Source organism: Nocardia sp. NBC_01327, assembly GCF_035958815.1.
Taxonomy (GTDB): domain Bacteria; phylum Actinomycetota; class Actinomycetes; order Mycobacteriales; family Mycobacteriaceae; genus Nocardia.
This window is the reverse complement of the sequence record NZ_CP108383.1, coordinates 4,139,133-4,156,500: the sequence shown is the minus strand read 5'-3', so window position 1 is coordinate 4,156,500 and position 17,368 is coordinate 4,139,133. Positions and strand designations below refer to the sequence as shown.

Here is a 17,368-nt window from a genome sequence, read left to right as displayed (position 1 = left end):
CGAGAACCCTTACCGCACAGCCCGGATCGCACAGACTATGTCTGCGCCGCGCAGGCCCAACATGGGTTGTGCGTTGCGGATGCGGGCTGTGTGGTGGCGTTCGAGCGTTTCTGTCAGGTGAGGGACTTGGTCGCTGCGTGCAGGGCTTCGAGGGCGGCGAGGGCGTAGGGGGCGAGGGGGGCGTCGGGGGTGGCTTGGAGCCATTGGGCGTAGCCCTGTTTGAAGGCTAGGACGCCTAGTTCTGCGGCGAGGTGGGCGGTGGGGGCGGGGATGGCGCGGGCGCGGAGGGCGGTGGCCATGGCCTCGGCTAGGCCGACGCTTTTGAGGGCGTCGCGGGCTTGGAGTTCGCTGTTGGCGGCTATTGCGGCTTGAAGGCGGGGAGCTAGTTCGCGGTTCATCGGGCCCATGGCGGTGGAGGCGCGTTCGAGGCCGGCGGCGACGGCTTCGAGGGGGGTGGCATGGGCGGGGGCCTCGGCGATGCCCTCGGTCAGGAGTTGGCTCAGGGCCTCTTGGCCGGCGGCGAGGAGTTCTCGTTTGTCGGAGAAGTGACGGAAGAAGGTGCTCTTGGTGACGCCGGCGCGTTCGGCTATCTGGGCGACGGTGGTCGCGTCGTAGCCCAGCTCGGTGAACAGGTCCACTGCGGCCAGGACTAGTCGCTCACGTGCCCCGGGTTCCCATCTCGCCATCAGACCACCATAGATGATGGGACTGTTGTCTCATCACTCTGCTACAGTGATGAGACAACAGTCCCATCACTCTCCAGGGAGAGACATGCAGGTATTCATCACCGGCGGCAGCGGTTTGATCGGGTCGGCCGTTATTGCCGAGCTGCTCGGCAACGGGCACACCGTGCTCGCACTCGCTCGCTCCGATTCGTCGGCGGCGGCCCTCGAAACCGCTGGGGCCGAGACGATTCGGGGTGACCTCACCGATCTGGCCACGCTCCGCGCCGGCGCCGCGCGGACCGATGGCGTGATCCATCTGGCCTTCGCCAATGACTTCAGCAGTCCCGCTGCCGTCGCGGCGGCGGTCGCCGAGGAGAGTGCGGCGCTGGCGACCCTGGGCGAGGAACTCATTGGCAGCGACCGGCCGTTCCTCACGGTTTCGGGCACTCCGTGGGTGCCGGGACGGGCGTCCACCGAGGCCGACCCCTCCTCTACCGACGGACCCGTCGGCGGGCGCGGCGTCTCGGTCAATGCCGTGCTGGACTTGGCCTCGCGCGGGGTGCGAAGTGCGGCCGTGCGACTGCCGCGCACGGTGCACAACAACGGCACCGGCGGATTCGCCGGGCTGCTGACCGGCATCGCACGCCGCACCGGAGTAGCAGGCTATCCGGGTGACGGCGCACAGCGCTGGCCCGCGGTGCATGCGCTCGATGCGGCCGTACTCTTCCGGCTCGTTCTCGAGAAGGCGCCCGGCGGAACCGCATGGCACGCTGTGGCCGATGAAGGCGATGCCGTCCGCGATATGGCCGCGGTCATCGGTCGCAGGCTCGGGATCGCGGTCGAAGCGGTGCCGGAGGAGACATTCGGACCGCTCGGCCCGATCTTCGCCACCGATCAGCCTTCGTCGAGCACCCACACCCGGCAGACACTCGGCTGGCAGCCCATCCACCCGAGCCTGCTCGAAGATCTGGAGAACATCCAGCCCTGACCGGGCGCCGGCGGGGCGATCATGCCCGCTCCGGCAGCGGCGCCGAGGGCGTGAAAAGGACCGGGAGGGCCGATAGGGCGCGATGGAAAGGGCCTGGGCGCCAGTCTAATTCACCGATCGGGACCGCCAGGCGGATCTCGGGCAGGGCGTCCAGCAGCTGGTCGATGGCCTCCTGGGCGATGAGATAGGCCAGGGAACTCGCGGGGCAGGAGTGCGGGCCCGCTCCCCACGCGAGGTGGGAGCGGTTTCCGGCCAACTGCCCGGCCCGAATCGCCGGGTCGGTATTGCACGCGGCCATGCTGACTACCACCGGCTGATGCGCCGGGAGCCAGCGGTCCTCCACCAGGACGGGCTGGCGCGGGAAGCTGATGCAGAAGTTGGCCATGGGCGGATCGTCGAAGAGCACCTCGTCGAGGGCGTCGCGGGTGGACAGGCTGCCGCCCAGCACAATTCCGCCGAAACGGTCGTCTGCCAGGATGAGCAGCAAAGTGTTGATGATCAGATTCTGCTGCGGCTCGATGCCCGCGCCGTAGAGGGTGGCCAGCTGATGCACCATCTCGGTATCGGTCAGCCGGGCGGGGTGCTCGAGCATCCGGGTGGTGACGTCGTCGCCCGGTTGCGCCCGCTTGTGCACGGCGAGGCGTTGCAGCGCCCCGACGAGGAGCTTGTTACCGGTTTCCGCGCCGATGCCCTCGAAGATCGCGCGAAACCCCTCCGCCGCCTGCCCGGCGATATCGGCAGGACAGCCGAGCAGGTGGTTGAGCACCTCGAAGGCCAGCGGAAAAGCGTAGTCGCGCACCAGATTCGCGGATCCGGACGCACAGAACGCATTGATCAGCGATACCGCGGTCCGCTCCACGACGGATTGCAGCCCGAACTGATCGATCCCGGCCAACCCGGCAGTATTGGTCTGCCGATAGCGCGCGTGCACATTCCCCGCATTGCGCAGCGCGTTCGGACGCCACTGCATCATCGGCAATACGGGGCAATCAGCGGGCACCCCCTCCTGCCAGACGCGGGGATCGGCCGGAAAACGTTCCGGATCATTCAAAATCCGTACCGCAGTGCGATATTCGAGCACCAGCGTGGCGGGCACACCCGAAGCCAGCTCGACGGGCGCCAGCGCGCCGAACCTCTCCCGCATCTCCCGGTACGCCCGATGCGGATCGGCCGCGAATTGCGGGGTGTACATCGGCACGCGCGGACCGGAAACATCGATCGGCGCGACGGGGACGGCTGGGACCGGATCTGACATCAATGAACTCCACCGCGGTGCACGACACTCACCGCCGCCGATCACCGCACATCCCGGACGCGGAACCCAGGCAGCCTACCCTCGAACCCCAATGCGGGCAGAGTCTTTCGCTGCGCGAACGAATACGCTGCCGCATCGCTCGATCCGAGGTCGGCACGGGTGCGGAGCGGGCAATTTATTGTGCAAGACCCCTCGACAGATCTCTTGTCTTTGCGCCGTAAAGTGATAGTTTTTGTGCATGGTCGGGGAGACCTGAGAATCATTGCGCATCCAAGGAGATGCCGTGGCCGGAGCCGTAAAAGTCGCCGCCGCAGGAGTTTGCGGAGCAATTATCTGGATTCTCGCGTGCCTGTCCGGTGTGGCCGCCGCGCATGACGATGACGCACCCGGTCCGATACTCGTCGGCGACACCGCGTATTTCGCCCTGGGCGTGTGGAATTGCTCGATCGCCGCGAACGGCGCCGTGGGATGCGACCTCGCGGTCCCGGCGTCGTATATGAACGTGCTCTATGCCGGAATGCAGGTACCGCTGCCGAATGTTCCCGCCATCCTCATCGATTCGGCCGGCTTGCCCGCGCGCCCCCAGTGGAGCGCCGGCGGCAGTCACACCCTGCCGGGCGGAAATCCCGCACTGCCACGCCTCGCACCCGGGAACTACCACGACCCGCAGTATTCGGTCACCTATGCTGGGGCGAACTGTCAAATCACCTTCAACGGAACGGCCGTGTGCACCTCGATGGGGCACGGGTTCAGCCAAAGGGGACCAGTGCCGAATGGCTACTGATCCCCCATGATTCACCGATTACCGGTACCAGACACCGGAATCCCAGTCGCCGTAGTCCCAGACGTTGAAATCGTAGCGATTATGCGCACCCCCGAAGAGGTACCCCTGCCAACCAGCCGAGGTATCGCAGATCTGATCGTCGTGATTGCACACCGTCAATACCGGGAAGCCGCCGAACCAGTCGTCGACACCGGCCAGCGGATAGCCGATGATCCCGCTCCCGGGAGTCGACGCCAATCCGGCCGAGCCGGGCCCGGCGTCACGTTTGGGATCGGCCAGCAGAATGGCATTGGCATTGCCGACATCCTGGTGTGCGGTGACCCAGGCGTGGACGATGCCCGCGCCCTCGCTGTGTCCGATCAGTTTGATGTGGTCGTCCGGACATTGGCTGCGATGCAACCAGAAAAGCCGGTCGAGTTCGTTCAACCCCGACATCGGGTCGGCGGAGTTGTACCCGACAGGCTGGTCCACGGTGGGAGCGAACACCGACGAGGTGTTGTCCCCGAGACCGCCGATACCTATGGCCCAATCGCCGGTGCAGACATCGGCTTGCGCCTTCGGACTTGTCACGTAGGTGATGGAAAAGAGGATGGCCAACAGTAATGCGGCGAAGAGCGCCGTTGCTCTACGCATAATCGTACTTCTTAACTAATCGTGCCTCCGGGGCCTGCCCGGCTCGAACGGTATGTACCCAGAAATTGCTGGCGCCCAATCACTCCAGCGAAACAGTTACCTGGGGCATGTTTTCGTATGCCGTAATGCGATGTCGCAGGGCGTCATCCGGAGCTCATATCCGCTGGCTGGGCGTTCACCGGAGCAGGGCGCGCCGCAGTCGTCACGAAACCCTCTCCCCCGCGGGAAACTTCGCATAACCGAAGGTTTGCACACACTTTCGGCTGCTGTTGCGGCTCACCGAGGCCGGGAGACGGCCCTCGGAGCTGACGTTCGCGATAGTTGAACGCGCCGAGCGATTTCCGTCCCGAGGACGCGCGATCGGGCTAGGGTCCGAGGACAGCCGGGCAACGGGGAGGTAGGGCCCTGGACACACTCTGGACATTCGTGGTGCACCGGCGAGCGCAGCTCGTCACCGATTCGTATCTGCATGTTTCGGCGGTGGTGCAGTCACTGCTGATCGCGACGGTGATCGCCGTACTGATCGGAGTGCTGGTCTACCGCAGTCCGATCGGGTCGGCGGCGGCCACGGCGCTGGCCAGCGCAATTCTCACGGTGCCCTCCTTCGCACTGCTCGGGCTGCTGATTCCGTGGCTCGGGCTCGGCGTCGGGCCGACCGTCACCGCACTGGTGCTCTACGCCCTGCTGCCGATCCTGCGCAACACCATTGTCGGGCTGGCCTCGGTGGATCCGGCGATCGTCGATGCCGCGCGCGGTGTGGGCATGAACCGGCTGCGGGTGCTCGCGCGCATCGAAATGCCGCTGGCCTGGCCGTCGATTCTGACCGGTATGCGGGTCAGCACCCAGATGATCATGGGCATTCTCGCGATTGCCGCGTATGCCAAGGGGCCGGGGCTCGGCAACCTCATCTTCTCCGGCCTGGCCCGGCTGGGCAGTCCGAACGCGGTACCGCAGGCGCTGGTCGGCACGATTCTGATCGTCGTGCTGGCGCTGCTGCTGGACGGGGTCTTCGTGATCATCGGGCGGTTCACCACTTCGAGGGGAATTCGTGACTGACACCGAAATCCGCGGCGACGGCACGGCATCGGCGGTGTCCGGCGTCGAGATCGTGCTGACCGAGGTCACCAAACGCTATCCGGGACAGGATGATCCGGCCGTCGACTCGGTCTCGATGACCATCCCGGCGGGTGAGATCGTCGTCCTGGTCGGGCCGTCCGGCTGCGGCAAGACCACCACCATGCGCATGATCAACCGGCTCATCGAGCCGACCTCGGGCACCATCACCATCGGCGGACGCGATGTCACTTCGGTGAATCCGGATCATCTGCGCCGCGGCATCGGCTACTCGATCCAGCAGGCGGGGCTGTTCCCCCATCTCACCGTCGCGAAAAACATTGCGACAGTACCGGGTCTGATCGGCTGGGATCGCAAGAAGGTCGCCGCGCGCACCGATGAGATGCTCGAGCTGGTCGGCCTCGATCCGGGCACCTATCGCCACCGGTATCCGCGGCAGCTCTCGGGCGGTCAGCAGCAGCGGGTCGGGGTGGCCCGCGCGCTGGCGGCCGATCCGCCGGTGCTGCTGATGGACGAACCGTTCGGCGCGGTCGATCCGATCACGCGCGGGCTGCTGCAGGACGAATTGCTCCGGCTGCAGTCCGATCTGGGAAAGACGATCGTCTTCGTCACGCACGATTTCAACGAGGCGGTCAAGCTCGGCGACCGAATCGCGGTGCTGGGCAACCACTCCCGCATTCTGCAGTACGACACACCCGCGGCGATCCTCGCCGATCCCGCCGATGAGACGGTCGCCGGATTCGTCGGCGGGGACGCCTCGCTCAAACAGCTCACCCTCACCCGGGTCCGCGATGTCGAGCTCGGTGACTGCCCGACCGTCAGCGAGACCGATGCTGTCGAGACTCTGCGGACCACACTGGCCGGGCGGGAATGGCCGTGGGCGCTGATCTGTGACGACCAGCGGCGGCCGCTGCGCTGGGTGTCGAACGAGCAACTGGCACACGCGGATTCGCTGCGGGGTATCGGATTGCCGATCGGCGAACCGCTCTCACTGCAGTCGACGCTGCAGGAGGCGCTGGCGGCCCTGCTCGCCGAGCAGACGGCCACGGCGGTGGTCACCGGCCGCCGCGGCGAGTACGCGGGCCTCATTACGATCGACACCCTCGTCGGACATCTGTCGGCGCTGCGGGCAACACATACGAGCGCCGAGCAATGACGGCCGCGATCACGACCACCGCCGCACCGGCCACGAACGCGCCGGCGACAGTTCGCCGGGCCGAACGACTTCGGCTGCTCATCCAACCGGTGATCGTGCTGGCGCTCACCGCCGGTGTGCTGGTGTGGGCGTTCCGGCGCACTCTCACCGTCACCCAGCAGGCGAGCATCAGCGTCTCCAATATCGCCCATGTCACCTGGCAGCACGTGCTGATCTCGGCGACCGTCGTGGTGATCGTGATCGCGGTGGCGGTACCGCTGGGCACCCTGCTCACCCGGCCCGGATACCGCCGTCTGGCACCGCTTTTCATCGGGATCGCCAATATCGGCGCGGCCGCGCCCGCCATCGGCCTGATCGTGCTGTTCTACCTCGCCACCCGCACCACCGGCTTCTGGATCGGCGTGCTGCCCATCGCCTTCTGCTCACTGCTTCCGGTGCTGCGCAATACGATCCTGGGCTATCAGCAGGTGGACGACACGCTCATCGATGCCGGGCGCGGGCAGGGCATGTCGACGCTGACGGTCTTGCGCCGCATCGAATTTCCGCTCGCGGTGCCCTACATCCTGGCCGGACTGCGCACCTCCCTGGTGCTCGCCGTCGGCACCGCGACGCTCTCGTTCCTGGTGAGCGCGGGCGGGCTCGGGATTCTCATCGATACCGGATACAAGTTGCGGGACAACGTGACCCTGGTGGTCGGCGCGGTGCTCGCGGTCGCGCTGGCCCTGCTCGTCGACTGGCTCGGCGCACTGGCGGAACAGTTCCTCGGTCCCCGGGGGTTGAAGTGAGGACGCGCGCGTGGCGGGCGGCCGCGCTGGGGTTCGTGGCGGTGCTGGCGCTCGCGGGGTGCGGACTGGAATCCGGAAGCGCGGTGCCGTTGCAGGTGGGGCCCGGCAGCATTCGCCCGGTGCCCGAGCTCGAGGGCGTGTCGATCACGGTGGGCTCCAAGGACTTCACCGAGCAGAACATCCTCGGCTATCTCATCGAGTTCGCCATGGCCGCGGCCGGAGCGAATGTCCGCGATCTGACAAATATCCAGGGCTCCAACAGTGTTCGCGATGCGCAGCTAAATGGGCAGATCGATATCTCCTACGAGTACACCGGCACCGGCTGGATCAACTATCTCGGCAATGAGACCCCGATTCCGGACGAGGTGGGGCAGTTCAATGCCGTCCGCGATGCCGACCTGGCCGCGCACGGCATCGTCTGGGCGGATATGGCGCCCATGAACAACACCTATGCCATGGTCACCAGCGCCCGCACCGCCAAGGAGACCGGGGTGGTGACCCTCTCGGACTATGCCCGGCTCATCGCCACCGATCCGGGCGCCGCGACGACCTGCGTCGGCACCGAATTCAATGTGCGCCAGGACGGTTTCCCGGGAATGGCGCACAAGTACGGGATCGATGTCGGCAAGGTGCACAAGCAGATCGTGCAGGACGCGGTGGTCTACCAGGCCACCGCCGATGCCACGCAGTGCAGGTTCGGCTCGGTCGCCGCGACGGACGGCCGCATTCCCGCGCTCGGTCTGGTGCTGCTGAAGGACGATCTCGGCTTCTTCCCGAAATACAATGCGGCACTGGTGATGCGCAAATCCTTCGCCGATGCCCACCCGCAGATCGCGGCCATCATGGCGCCGATTTCGGCACGGCTGACCAATGAATCGATCACCGCGTTGAACAGTGAGGTCGATGTCAAAGGCCGCGAGCCCGCCGATGTCGCACGCGATTGGATGGTCGCTCAGGGGTTCGTCACCGCCCGCTGACCGGATCGCGGCCCACCGACTCGCAGCATGAAACGATTCACAAACGTTGCATCCGAGGCTGGTCTGGCTACAGTCGAGGGATGGGCATCTCGTGTTCGAGCATTGTCGCCGCACCGCTGACCGAGGTCTTCGACTGGTTCTCCCGGCCTGGAGCGTTCACCCGGCTCTCGCCGCCGTGGCAGCCCATGTCCCTGATCGAGGAGGCCACGTCACTGGCCGACGGCCGGGCCGTGCTGGGGCTGCCGGGCGGACTGCGGTGGGTCGCGCGCCACGACCCGGACGATTACGACCCGCCTCATCGATTCACCGACGAGGTCGCGGTGGACGGCCTCGCCTCGATGCCGGCCGGAATGGCCGTGCGCTGGCGGCACACGCACGAATTCGAGGCGGTCGACACTACGCACACCCGGGTCCTCGACCATGTCGATACGCCGGTGCCGGCCGGGCTGCTGCGCTCCACCTTCGACTACCGCTACCGGCAGCTGGCCGCGGATCTGGCGGCACACCAGGACGCGGCCCGGCACGGATTTCCGCGCTCCACCATCGCCGTGACCGGGGCGGGCGGATTGGTGGGCACCGCGCTGACCGCATTTCTCAGCACCGGCGGCCACACGGTGATTCGCCTGGTCCGCCACGCTCCCCGGCATGCGGGTGAACGTCATTGGGACCCGGCGAATCCGGCGCCGGATCTGCTCGACACTGTGGACGCGGTCGTACATCTGGCCGGAGCGCCGATCGCGGGCCGGTTCACCGAGCGGCACAAGCGCGATATCGCCGACTCCCGCATCGCACCGACTCGCGTATTGGCCGAACTGGCCTCGCGCGCAGGCGTTTCCACATTCATCAGCGCTTCGGCGATCGGGTACTACGGCTACGACCGCGGTGATGAGTCGCTGACCGAGGACAGCGCCCGGGGCGACGGGTTCCTCGCCGATGTCGTGACCGACTGGGAGCAGGCCGCCGAGACCGCCACCTGCCGCGTGGTCCGGGTGCGGACCGGCATCGTCCAGTCACCGGGCGGGGGCACGCTGCGCCTGCTGCGGCCGCTGTTCGCACTCGGCCTGGGCGGGCGCATCGGCGATGGGCGGCAGTGGCTGTCCTGGATAGGGATCGACGATCTGATCGATGTGTATCACCGTGCGCTGTGGGATGATTCGCTGTCGGGCGCGGTGAATGCGGTGGCGCCGGAACCGGTGCGCAGTAGCGAATACACACGGGTGCTCGCCGCGGTGCTGCATCGTCCGGCGGCGCTGCCGGTGCCGGGATTCGGACCGGCGCTACTACTGGGCGGACAGGGCGCGCGGGAACTCGCCGCGGCAAGTCAGCGGGTCGTCCCGGCTCGATTGAACGCCGCGGGCCATCACTTCCGCACACCCGAACTCGATGCGGCGCTTCGCCATCTGCTGGGCCGCACCGTCGATTCGGCGCAGGTCGGCGACTGACACTGACCCCGGCCCGAATCAGCTCATCAGATCGATAGCTTCACGCAGGTCGGCAACACGAACTACCCGCTCCGGCAATATGATCGAGGTCCAGCCGGGACCGCCGACATGAACACGGGCGCCGGCTTCGATGCCGGTTCGCACCGCCGAGATCAGCGCCGTGGACTCCTGCTGCGACCAGAGCATGACCGGCACTCCGCGCCCGAGCCGCCGCAGGGTGTCCGACAGCGCGGCGGCCGGCACATCCGCGCCCAGCATATGTGCGCCGGCACCGCGCTCCGCGAGCGCCGCGCGCAGCGCCTCGAGCGGTAGTGAATGCGTCTCGCCGTGGGTGCAGGCCAGCACCGCACGCACCGGAACCCCTTGTGCCGGAGGCGGATTCGTGCGATGCAGGACCGACATCACGCACCAGGACAGCAGATGCTCGACATCGATACACCCCTCCCCCGCCCCCTGTCGCGCCACAATGTCCGCAAAAGCCGGGCGGCACAGCTGATCCCAGGTGCCGACCACGCCGAAATCACGCAGATGCGCGGTGAGCAGTCGTGAGATCGCAGGCGTGTCGAGCGCGAAGGCCGCCTCCAGCAGTGGCGCGATATCGCCGCGCGCCGCACCGCCCTCGCGAACGAGCCCGGCCGCACCGGACGGACTGGCCCCGGACTTGATCAGCGCGCACATGCGCTCGAGCAGGACGATATCCGCCTCGGAATAGAGGCGATGGCGCCCCGGCTGATGTACTGCCGGTCCGATCCCATACCGCTGATTCCAGGTCCGCAGTGTCGCTGTCGGTATGCCCAGGCGCTCGGCAACCACGCGCACCGGGTACCCGAGCACGCCCTCGGCAGGAGCAGCGGAACGCGCGGTCATCATTCCATTCTGCCCTTATCGACACGCTCAGCCGCCAGTCGCCCGCGCGTTCTCGGCGACCCGGTGGCCGAGCGGGGCTGTTAGCGTACGGGGATGCAGGGCAGTGTGACAGTTCGGATGGCCGCGCCCACCGAAGAGATTTGGCGGCTCGTCAGCGACATCACGAACACAGGGAAGTTCAGTCCGGAGACCTTCGCCGCCGAATGGGTCGGTGGCGCGACGGCGCCCGCTGTCGGGGTGAAATTTCGCGGGCATGTGAACCGCAACGGGTGGGGTCTGAAGTATTGGACGGTCTGCCGGATCATCGCCTGCGAACCGGGCCGGGAATTCGCCTTCACCGTGCTGGGCCCCGGCGGTATGGGGATCAATACCTGGCGCTACCTCTTCGAACCGGTCGAGGGCGGCACCGACGTCACCGAATCGTTCCAACTGCACCGCACACCGGTGTTGCGGCTGTACTGGGCGGTGGCGGGCCTGGCCCGGGGCAAGACCAATACCGACGGGATGCGCGAGACGCTCGAGCGCATCAAGGCCTTCGTCGAATAGGCAGGACGCGCCGGTCACTGCCCCATGACGTATTTGACCGTGGGTCCGGTCGTCCATCCTCCGTCGACGGCCAGTTCCGCGCCGGTCATATAGGACGCCGCGTCCGACAGCAGAAATACGATGGCGGCGGCGATCTCGTTCGCCTCACCGACTCTGCCCATCGGAGTGTTCGGGTAGTTGCCCTCGCCCCGCTGGATCCCGACACCGGAGGTCATCGGCGTATAGGTCATGCCGGGGTGCACGGAATTCACGCGAATCCCGTTGACGCCCTGCTCAACTGCGGCGATCTTGGTCAATCCGCGCACACCCCATTTGGACGCGCCGTAGCTGCCGGTCAACGCCAGACCCATGAGTCCGGCCGCGGAGGATACGTTCACGATCGAGCCGCCGCCCGCCCGCTGCATTGCAGGCACCGCGGCCCGCATCCCCAGGAAGACGCCGACAAGGTTGATCTCGAGCACCTTCCGGAAGTGTTCGGGGGTCTCGGTCTCGAACGGCTGACCGGTGGAGATGCCCGCGTTATTGACCAAACCATGCAAGCCGCCGAATTCGCGCTCGGCCGCGGCGATGGCGGCATCCCATTCCTGTTCCGAGGTCACATCCAGCGCGACGAAGCGGGCCCGGTCACCGAGCTCGGCAACGGTGGCCGCTCCCTCGTCGGCCAGGACATCGGCCACGATGACGTTGGCGCCCGCGGCAATGGCCTCCCGCGCGGTTTCCGCTCCGATGCCGCGTGCGGCGCCGGTCACGATGATGACTTTTCCGGAAAGATCGGTCATGGGTCCTCCGTTCGAAGGGAATACCTGTTTCGAGCCAGATCCCAGAAGGCCCTCCGATCCTAACCTGTGGCCGCCACACCGAAACAACGTAGCTACCTTGTAGCTATGTCGAGGCCGTCGGCGGTTGTATTCTCGCAAAATGTATTCGGCCAGCAACAGGATGCAAGCCGTCACGCTGTTCGTCGGCGCCATGGCCGCCAGTTCCGCGATCGAATTACCCACCAACTTCCGATGGGCGACGCGCGAGGATCACATCTTTCAAATCGAGAGGCTGATTCTCAGTGCGCCCCGGGCGGCCGCGATCGGGGTAATCGTGGCCGTGATGGTGGCGGTTCTCGCTTATGCTTCCGGGCGGAACGCGGTTATTTGGCTGGCCGCACTCGCCGGCATACTGATAATCTTCGTGAATCACATTGGGGGTCAATACATATGGACCCACGACCTGACATTGCCCTCGCTGAATTATGTTGATTCCATTTCCGGCGGCATCACATTGGGGGCGCTGGGGGCCACCGCGCAGCGGAAGATACTGCCTATGTTCGGCTTTGCCCTGGGCGGTTGTTCGGCCTTTGTGGCCGGTGATCTGACCGGTGACATCGACCTGTTCGGGAGGCATCCGCTCAGCGGACCGGCGGCGGTGGCGTGGACTCCGATCGAGGAGCCGCCGATCTGGCTGGTGGCCGCGGCGCTTCTGCTGACCGCCGCGGGCACATGGCGAGCACGACTGGATTCCGACGCCGAAACGACGCCCGTTTCCTTCCTGCCGCCCATCATCGCGGCCGTGGCACTCGCACTCGGAGCGCTCTTCTCGGCCGAGTGGCTCGCCGGAAGAAATCCGACACCGGTGACCGTCGGCATTGCCGTACTCGCGGCCGTCGTGCCTGCGATGATTGCCGCCGCCTTGCTGCCGGGGCGGGACGGGACGGGATTGCTCATGGTCGTCGGCATCGCGGCGACTGCCGGCGCCGTGGGCGTCGCACCGCAGCCCGGATGGATCGTCCCGGTTCTCATCGTCCTCGCCGGGGCGGGACTGGCCGCCGGCGCGCGTCGCCCTTCCGTGTGGACCTCGGCCGGAATGACCTTGGCGGTGGCCGTATTCACCGCATCGACCGCCGCGTCCCACGGAGGCAGTCGAGCCGTCGTAGTGGTCGGGGGCGCGGTCCTGGCGTTCACGGTCGGCCACCTCTGCGCGAGCGCTCGACCCCAGCAGGTCCCCAGCGGTGTGCTGCTGATCGCGGCGCTGGCGCTGCCGACCTGCGTCACGGCGATTCGCACCGCGAACCGTGCGGGGTACTCGAACGATCCGAGAGCGGCCTTCGCGGCGGCACCGAGCCTGGCCGCAGGCGCAATCATGGTGTGCTGCATGGCCGGTGTGGCACTGCTGCACTCCAGGCGCCCGCTCAGTCGGTGAGGGTCAGCTGATCGTGACGCAGGTTCCGGCGCAGCAGCGTCGCATCGCACAGCTCCAGAACGGCATTGAGCAGGCCTTCGGCCAGCGAGAGATCATCGCCGTCGAGCGCGAAGAGCGTGATCACCAGGGTGCGGGCCCCGGAGGCGCTGCGCGGCAGACCGGGATCCTGGCCCGGATCGCCGGCGATGACAAAGGCCGGGCAGCCCGAGGTCATCATGAGCGCGGCCTCGAGTCCGTGGATCGGGTCCAGGCGCTGGCGGCGGCCGAGCGCGGCAATGCGAATGTGCTCCCGCGGGGTGCGGCAGCCGGCCGGTGTCGGCGGGCGCTCGATATGCTGCCAGCGGCCGATCGGGGGGAACGCATCAATATCATTACGCCCGCACCATCTTCGATGGCAACGTTCGAGTACATGCGCCACCACCACCCGCAAACGGTCGATATCCTCGATGCAAGTGAGCACTTCGACCGTGCGGCACTCGGCGGTCCGAACCCGGGGTTCGGAGACTACCGAGAGATCGATCAGCGCGGTCACCGAAGATTCCTCACGATCGATGCGACGCGGTAACGATCACAGAATTCCAGAATTTCACTCACGAGCCTCGGAACAATTACACGACCGCCACCACGCATATCCGCGCCTCCGATTCCACGAATAACACTGTGTGAAGTGCGGATTCGACGCTACCTCGCCAACGTCCGACATTCCGGATTCGATACCGAGACGAAACAATCGAACATCCAGGCGAGAAGATATGCGACCGAATGAATTCGACGTCACGGCGAGTCGAGGCCGCGGGATTGCGTGTCGTCAGTGCGGATGGTTGTGGGCGTAGCGAACACGCTCCGGGTTGGTGGCGTGCAGGACTCCGGGGGCATCCAGGTCTGCGGGCAGCCCGTGCTGGGCCAGCCGGTAGGCGCGGTTGGGGGCCATATAGGCCGCGCAGTAGAACAGGGCCAGGATCAGCGCGAGCAGGCTCATGGCGCCGCGCAGCCACAGCGGCCCCGGGAACAGCAGCAGGAAGACGGCGAAGATCGGCAGGAACGGGACCATGCCGCGCACGAGATGCCTTGTGTACGCGTGCTTTCCGGTCAGATCGCGCAGGACCCAGCCGCGTAGATCCGGCGGCAGGGGCCGACCGACGGTGTACCCCAGCCATTCCGGGAAGGTGGGGCGACGGCGTTGACGGGTCATGACCGGCTCCTCTCGTTCGGTGCAATCGGCGGTTCCCCTCGAGCGTGCGCCCGGCGCCGTCCACCCGGTAGCCCTCCGCCGTCTATGTAGTCATAGCCCGAATCTATGGGTTGCCCCGCAGTGGCGGCGAACACCGGCAACCCTTGTTTGATCTTCCCGAAGCGGGTTATTCGCCAATTGGCACGCCGGTCGAAGATGACACGTCGGTCGAAGACGATTCGGGCAGTCTGACAGACACCTCGGCGGAAGGCGGAACCGATGGAGGACCGGCGCACAGTGGGATTCGAGGAGGAGTTTCTCCTTGTCGATGCGAACGGAGTTCCCGCACCGAAGGCGGATCTGGTTCTGGATTGGCTGCGCGCCAATCTCGATCCCGATGAATCCGAGAGGTTCAAACCGGAACTGCAGAAAGTGCAGATCGAATCGGTATCGGGCGTCCACACGAGCATGAAAGCACTGCACGCGGAGCTGAGTACCGCCCGGCAGCGGCTCGGTGCCGCGGCCGATCGGTGCGAGCTGGCCGTCCTGCCGGTCGGAACGGCACCGGCCTGCGGCGCTGCGGCCGATGTCACCACGCACAGTCGATATGAACGGATCCACCACCGGTACGGAGAAATGACGCGAAGCTATACCGCGTGCGGGGCACACGTGCATGTCGGCATCGACGATGCCGAGCAAGCCGTCGCGGTGGTGAATCATCTCCGGCCCTGGCTGCCGATTCTGGTCGCGATCGGCGCCAATTCGCCATTCCACCATGGACGCGATTCCGGGTACAGCTCCTGGCGGATCGCGGAACAGGCCCGGTTTCCCGGTGCGGGATTACCGCCGTTCTCACGTTCGGCAGCGGACTATCGAGAGCGGATTGCAGTGCTGAGGGAATGCGGTGTCCTCATCGACGACCACATGTCGTTCTGGATGGCTCGACCCTCCGACGCCTTTCCCACTGTCGAAGTTCGGGCCGTCGACACCGCCGCGACAGTCGACGACGCCGTCTTACAGGCGCTGCTGACCCGCGGTTTGGTGCACACCGCGATACGCAAACTTGACGCGGGGATCGAAGGACCCGCTCTCGACGACCAGGTCGCCGCGGCCGCCGTGTGGACCGCGGCTCGCTACGGGCTCGACGGACCCGCGATCGATCCGATCGGGCAAATCCAGGTTCCCGCAGTACGGATGGTGGAAAAGCTGACCGCGTGGATCGCCGACGAACTCGAGGAAGTCGGCGATACCGCGGAGGCGACACGACTGCTGACCGCAGTGCACCAGCACGGCACCGGTGCCGCGCGACAACGTATCGCCGCCGTGTCCGGCCTCCCGGGGCTGGTCGAATCGTTCCGGCTGACAGGCGAATTCGCACCGGCAGGTATGAGTTTCGAAGAAGGAGGGTGATCAACGATGACCAATGTCCTGCCATACACGTCGCAGTCAGCGCTGAACGACGTCCTTCAGCAGCCCGCCCGGGGCTTACCCGTACCGCGTGGCGATTTGTCCGCGGCGGTCGTGAACGCGCTGCGCACTTCACCGGCGACCCGCACCGCACTGCCGCACCCCGGCAATGCCGATCCCTTTGGCGACGATCTGCAACTGGCGCTGCATCTCTGCTATGAGTTGCACTATCAGAGTTTTCCCAGCGTGGACCCCGCCTGGGAGTGGGATCCCGACCTGTTGCGCTTTCGCGCCGCGATGGAACAGCCGTTCCTCGATGCGTTGCGCGGCACTGTGATCGGCGGCTCGGATGTGCAGCGGGAATTCCGGGCGCTGCTGTCGCCACCTGCCGATGATTCGGGCATCGCGGGCTATCTACTCACCGGAGGGGACTATGAGCAGCTCCGCGAATTCTTCGTGCACCGTTCTATCTACCATCACAAGGAAGGCGACCCGCATGCGTGGGTGATCCCCCGTTTGCAGGGTCAGGAGAAGGCCTCCCTGGTCGCGGTCGAGTTCGACGAATTCGGCGGTGGGCACGGTGATCGCATACACGCTCGGCTCTATGTGAACCTCATGGCCGCAGCCGGTCTGCGCACCGAGTATCTGTACTACCTCGATGCTGTCCCCGCTCCGATGCTGGCAATCGTGAACATGATGTCGCTGTTCGGGCTGCATCGGGAATATCGCGGCGCACTGGTCGGGCACCTGGCCGCCGCCGAGATCACCTCCTCGCCGGGGGCGCGCCGAATGATCGCCGCTCTCGAAAAGCTCGGCGCCGCACCGGAATGCGTGAGTTTCTATGCGGAGCACGTCGAGGCGGACGCGGTGCATGAACAGGTAATGCGCCATGACGTGGTCGCGAACCTGCTCGCTCGTGAACCGGAGCTCGCCGAATCGGTCGTGCTCGGGATCCAGGCCACCACTCTGCTCGAGGATCGCTTCAGCGAGCACACGCTCGACAGCTGGCGTGCGGGGCGCAGCTCACTACGTCAGCCCGTCACGAGCTGATGCGATCGAGCCGCCTATTCCGCGGTGCGCCTGGCCCGCTTGCGGTGACTGGTGTCGCACAGCGGGAAACTCTTGCTGCGCCGGCACATACACAACGCCACCAGGAATCGATCCGAACACACCGTCGTGCCATCGGCTCGGACCAATTCGACCGGCCCTTCGACCAGTGCCGGACCATCGGGACTGAAGGTGATTCGCGTACGCGACGGCTCCGCCGCAGACGTCGTATCCTCGGGCCTCGCCCATTCCTCTGGCATCTGTTCCACCTCCTACGTGCGTATACCCCGGCATATCGCCCGCAATCACGCCGGAGCATTGTGTAGCAGGAGGAAAAACGGGCAAACCACAACCGCAACGTCAGTCCGGATCGACAAGGAG

At 66.2% G+C, this 17,368-nt stretch carries 19 protein-coding genes; 11 read left to right on the top strand and 8 right to left on the bottom strand.

Going from position 1 to position 17,368, the window contains the following annotated elements; genetic code table 11:
- Nucleotides 1-113: 113 nt before the first annotated feature.
- Nucleotides 114-686, bottom strand: coding sequence for a TetR/AcrR family transcriptional regulator (locus OG326_RS18930; protein WP_327145968.1), 573 nt, complete (start codon nucleotides 684-686; stop codon nucleotides 114-116).
- Between the two features lie 85 nt (nucleotides 687-771).
- Here OG326_RS18930 and OG326_RS18925 point away from each other — a divergent pair, with 85 nt between their 5' ends.
- Nucleotides 772-1,653, top strand: a complete 882-nt coding sequence (locus OG326_RS18925; protein ID WP_327145967.1) for an SDR family oxidoreductase — start codon at nucleotides 772-774, stop codon at nucleotides 1,651-1,653.
- Between the two features lie 19 nt (nucleotides 1,654-1,672).
- On the opposite strand, the gene OG326_RS18920 is transcribed toward OG326_RS18925, so the two are convergent.
- A complete protein-coding gene (locus tag OG326_RS18920; protein WP_327145966.1) occupies nucleotides 1,673-2,908 on the bottom strand; it encodes a cytochrome P450 in 1,236 nt (411 codons plus the stop codon).
- A 283-nt stretch (nucleotides 2,909-3,191) separates the two neighbouring features.
- Between OG326_RS18920 and OG326_RS18915 the strand changes: the two genes are divergently transcribed.
- Nucleotides 3,192-3,692, top strand: coding sequence for a hypothetical protein (locus OG326_RS18915; RefSeq protein ID WP_327145965.1), 501 nt, complete (start codon nucleotides 3,192-3,194; stop codon nucleotides 3,690-3,692).
- Nucleotides 3,693-3,710: 18 nt separating this feature from the next.
- Here the strand turns inward: OG326_RS18915 and OG326_RS18910 are convergent, their stop codons facing one another.
- Nucleotides 3,711-4,325 (bottom strand): cutinase family protein, encoded by a 615-nt coding sequence (locus OG326_RS18910; protein ID WP_327145964.1) that lies wholly within the window; start codon nucleotides 4,323-4,325, stop codon nucleotides 3,711-3,713.
- Between the two features lie 405 nt (nucleotides 4,326-4,730).
- Between OG326_RS18910 and OG326_RS18905 the strand changes: the two genes are divergently transcribed.
- The 5 genes from OG326_RS18905 (at nucleotide 4,731) to OG326_RS18885 (ending at nucleotide 9,759) form a co-directional block, all read left to right on the top strand.
- Nucleotides 4,731-5,381, top strand: a complete 651-nt coding sequence (locus OG326_RS18905; RefSeq protein ID WP_327146521.1) for an ABC transporter permease — start codon at nucleotides 4,731-4,733, stop codon at nucleotides 5,379-5,381.
- Nucleotides 5,374-6,555 (top strand): ABC transporter ATP-binding protein, encoded by a 1,182-nt coding sequence (locus tag OG326_RS18900; RefSeq protein ID WP_327145963.1) that lies wholly within the window; start codon nucleotides 5,374-5,376, stop codon nucleotides 6,553-6,555. Before OG326_RS18905 ends, OG326_RS18900 begins: the two co-directional genes overlap by 8 nt.
- On the top strand, nucleotides 6,552-7,340 hold the full coding sequence (locus OG326_RS18895) for an ABC transporter permease (RefSeq protein WP_327145962.1): 789 nt from the start codon (nucleotides 6,552-6,554) through the stop codon (nucleotides 7,338-7,340). Before OG326_RS18900 ends, OG326_RS18895 begins: the two co-directional genes overlap by 4 nt.
- Nucleotides 7,337-8,317: a glycine betaine ABC transporter substrate-binding protein gene (locus tag OG326_RS18890; RefSeq protein WP_327145961.1), complete on the top strand. Its 981-nt coding sequence runs from the start codon at nucleotides 7,337-7,339 to the stop codon at nucleotides 8,315-8,317. The genes OG326_RS18895 and OG326_RS18890 overlap by 4 nt, the downstream gene beginning before the upstream one ends.
- 80 nt (nucleotides 8,318-8,397) lie before the next feature.
- Complete coding sequence (locus tag OG326_RS18885; protein WP_327145960.1) at nucleotides 8,398-9,759, top strand: TIGR01777 family oxidoreductase; 1,362 nt, start codon at nucleotides 8,398-8,400, stop codon at nucleotides 9,757-9,759.
- A gap of 18 nt (nucleotides 9,760-9,777) precedes the next feature.
- Here the strand turns inward: OG326_RS18885 and OG326_RS18880 are convergent, their stop codons facing one another.
- Nucleotides 9,778-10,626 carry a MerR family transcriptional regulator gene (locus OG326_RS18880; protein WP_327145959.1) on the bottom strand — a complete coding sequence of 283 codons (849 nt, stop codon included), beginning with the start codon at nucleotides 10,624-10,626 and terminating at the stop codon, nucleotides 9,778-9,780.
- Between the two features lie 93 nt (nucleotides 10,627-10,719).
- Between OG326_RS18880 and OG326_RS18875 the strand changes: the two genes are divergently transcribed.
- Nucleotides 10,720-11,172 (top strand): SRPBCC family protein, encoded by a 453-nt coding sequence (locus OG326_RS18875; protein ID WP_327145958.1) that lies wholly within the window; start codon nucleotides 10,720-10,722, stop codon nucleotides 11,170-11,172.
- Between the two features lie 14 nt (nucleotides 11,173-11,186).
- Here OG326_RS18875 and OG326_RS18870 read toward each other — a convergent pair whose 3' ends face one another.
- Complete coding sequence (locus OG326_RS18870) at nucleotides 11,187-11,951, bottom strand: glucose 1-dehydrogenase (RefSeq protein ID WP_327145957.1); 765 nt, start codon at nucleotides 11,949-11,951, stop codon at nucleotides 11,187-11,189.
- A 535-nt stretch (nucleotides 11,952-12,486) separates the two neighbouring features.
- Between OG326_RS18870 and OG326_RS18865 the strand changes: the two genes are divergently transcribed.
- On the top strand, nucleotides 12,487-13,362 hold the full coding sequence (locus OG326_RS18865; protein WP_327145956.1) for a hypothetical protein: 876 nt from the start codon (nucleotides 12,487-12,489) through the stop codon (nucleotides 13,360-13,362).
- Here OG326_RS18865 and OG326_RS18860 read toward each other — a convergent pair.
- Both OG326_RS18860 and OG326_RS18855 read right to left on the bottom strand, forming a co-directional pair.
- On the bottom strand, nucleotides 13,352-13,894 hold the full coding sequence (locus OG326_RS18860) for a hypothetical protein (RefSeq protein ID WP_327145955.1): 543 nt from the start codon (nucleotides 13,892-13,894) through the stop codon (nucleotides 13,352-13,354). The genes OG326_RS18865 and OG326_RS18860 overlap by 11 nt on opposite strands.
- Nucleotides 13,895-14,170: 276 nt before the next feature.
- On the bottom strand, nucleotides 14,171-14,554 hold the full coding sequence (locus OG326_RS18855; RefSeq protein WP_327145954.1) for a DUF5313 family protein: 384 nt from the start codon (nucleotides 14,552-14,554) through the stop codon (nucleotides 14,171-14,173).
- A gap of 258 nt (nucleotides 14,555-14,812) precedes the next feature.
- Here OG326_RS18855 and OG326_RS18850 point away from each other — a divergent pair, with 258 nt between their 5' ends.
- Nucleotides 14,813-15,943 (top strand): carboxylate-amine ligase, encoded by a 1,131-nt coding sequence (locus OG326_RS18850; RefSeq protein ID WP_327145953.1) that lies wholly within the window; start codon nucleotides 14,813-14,815, stop codon nucleotides 15,941-15,943.
- A 6-nt stretch (nucleotides 15,944-15,949) separates the two neighbouring features.
- On the top strand, nucleotides 15,950-16,990 hold the full coding sequence (locus OG326_RS18845; RefSeq protein WP_327145952.1) for an iron-containing redox enzyme family protein: 1,041 nt from the start codon (nucleotides 15,950-15,952) through the stop codon (nucleotides 16,988-16,990).
- 14 nt (nucleotides 16,991-17,004) lie between these two features.
- Here OG326_RS18845 and OG326_RS18840 read toward each other — a convergent pair whose 3' ends face one another.
- Entirely contained in the window at nucleotides 17,005-17,247 is a 243-nt protein-coding gene (locus OG326_RS18840) for a CDGSH iron-sulfur domain-containing protein (protein ID WP_327145951.1), read from the bottom strand.
- Nucleotides 17,248-17,368: the final 121 nt, after the last annotated feature.

What these genes read in the sequence shown, in the direction of transcription:
- OG326_RS18885 (WP_327145960.1), top strand. Translation starts at nt 8,398, where the DNA reads ATGGGCATCTCGTGTTCGAGCATTGTCGCCGCACCGCTGACCGAGGTC.
- OG326_RS18880 (WP_327145959.1), bottom strand. Translation starts at nt 10,626, where the DNA reads ATGACCGCGCGTTCCGCTGCTCCTGCCGAGGGCGTGCTCGGGTACCCG.
- OG326_RS18895 (WP_327145962.1), top strand. Translation starts at nt 6,552, where the DNA reads ATGACGGCCGCGATCACGACCACCGCCGCACCGGCCACGAACGCGCCG.
- OG326_RS18850 (WP_327145953.1), top strand. Translation starts at nt 14,813, where the DNA reads ATGGAGGACCGGCGCACAGTGGGATTCGAGGAGGAGTTTCTCCTTGTC.
- OG326_RS18875 (WP_327145958.1), top strand. Translation starts at nt 10,720, where the DNA reads ATGCAGGGCAGTGTGACAGTTCGGATGGCCGCGCCCACCGAAGAGATT.
- OG326_RS18910 (WP_327145964.1), bottom strand. Translation starts at nt 4,325, where the DNA reads ATGCGTAGAGCAACGGCGCTCTTCGCCGCATTACTGTTGGCCATCCTC.
- OG326_RS18845 (WP_327145952.1), top strand. Translation starts at nt 15,950, where the DNA reads ATGACCAATGTCCTGCCATACACGTCGCAGTCAGCGCTGAACGACGTC.
- OG326_RS18865 (WP_327145956.1), top strand. Translation starts at nt 12,487, where the DNA reads ATGTTCGGCTTTGCCCTGGGCGGTTGTTCGGCCTTTGTGGCCGGTGAT.
- OG326_RS18925 (WP_327145967.1), top strand. Translation starts at nt 772, where the DNA reads ATGCAGGTATTCATCACCGGCGGCAGCGGTTTGATCGGGTCGGCCGTT.
- OG326_RS18870 (WP_327145957.1), bottom strand. Translation starts at nt 11,951, where the DNA reads ATGACCGATCTTTCCGGAAAAGTCATCATCGTGACCGGCGCCGCACGC.
- OG326_RS18840 (WP_327145951.1), bottom strand. Translation starts at nt 17,247, where the DNA reads ATGCCAGAGGAATGGGCGAGGCCCGAGGATACGACGTCTGCGGCGGAG.
- OG326_RS18855 (WP_327145954.1), bottom strand. Translation starts at nt 14,554, where the DNA reads ATGACCCGTCAACGCCGTCGCCCCACCTTCCCGGAATGGCTGGGGTAC.
- OG326_RS18930 (WP_327145968.1), bottom strand. Translation starts at nt 686, where the DNA reads ATGGCGAGATGGGAACCCGGGGCACGTGAGCGACTAGTCCTGGCCGCA.
- OG326_RS18920 (WP_327145966.1), bottom strand. Translation starts at nt 2,908, where the DNA reads ATGTCAGATCCGGTCCCAGCCGTCCCCGTCGCGCCGATCGATGTTTCC.